This window comes from Vibrio sp. 03_296, from assembly GCF_002265885.1.
Window position 1 is genome coordinate 1 of record NZ_NPKW01000647.1, and the last position, 1,103, is coordinate 1,103.

The following is a 1,103-nucleotide window of genomic DNA, read 5'->3' on the forward strand; positions in this document are numbered from 1 at the left end:
GCAATTCAAGAAAGTGACAATGGCATACAGCGTATTAGCATTAGGCCAAACTCAAATCTAACGGAGATTAAGCTTCATGTACTTTATTCGTTTGTTAGTGATAGTGTCATTCTTCCGAGTATCTCTACGACGATGCTAGTGATTTAGATGCATTTCATTGCAACAAACTATTGGTTTAGTACTGAAGATGGTGATTTGAGCGCTCGTTATATTATGGATCAGTTTAAAGGCACCGCTGCAACGGATGAGTCAATCGACTCTCATGGTTGATGATTGATGAGGCTGAGCGTACTCGACTACAGGCTCAGAGCAAAACAGTTAACTACATTACATTGCAGCGTAATCAGTAGTATTGATATTTTGTTAAATTGTTGATTTAATATWAARCCCTGCCCCTTGGTAGGCTTTTTTAATGCCTTCTATGCATCAGTAAAAGAATATATTGCTAAATTGTGAATATAAATCTACTTTTCGTTTTTAACTATGCTAAAAATGCAGGTTAATAATTTGTTGCAACTCAATTGATAGGATGCTAGTTTGTATCCATTCAAGGGGCCGGAGTGCTTGGCAGTGACAAAAACACAGGGAGTACAAGCGCATGCATGACGTACCAGCGCTGGATATCAAACAACTGCACAAAACGTTTGGTCAGAATGAAGTGCTAAAAGGCATTTCACTTGCTGCACACAAAGGGGACGTTATTTCCATCATTGGCTCTTCCGGCTCCGGTAAGAGTACCTTCCTTAGATGCATCAATTTACTAGAAACGCCTACCGCAGGTGAAATTTGGGTTAATGGCGAATTAATCCAGATGAAAAACAATCGTGCGGGTGAGGCGGTTCCAGCCAATGAAAAGCAAGTCCAGCGTATCCGTTCGCGCTTGGCGATGGTTTTCAGGGCTTAACCTCTGGTCTTCACATGACGGTGCTACAAATGTGATTGAAGCGCCCGTTCATGTTCTGGGTGTGCCCAARGCCGAGGCGATCGAAAAGCAGAAATGCTGCTGAAAAAAGTCGGCTTGTATGAGCGTAAAGATTACTACCCAGGTCACTTATCTAGGCGGTCAGCAACAGCGTGCTGCGATTGCTCGCGCCCTTGCGGTG

General features: G+C 43.0%; 1 pseudogene. It reads left to right on the forward strand.

Going from position 1 to position 1,103, the window contains the following annotated elements:
* Positions 1–598 precede the first annotated feature (598 nt).
* A pseudogene (locus tag CIK04_RS26865) lies at positions 599–1,103 on the forward strand (ATP-binding cassette domain-containing protein); the annotation flags it as partial.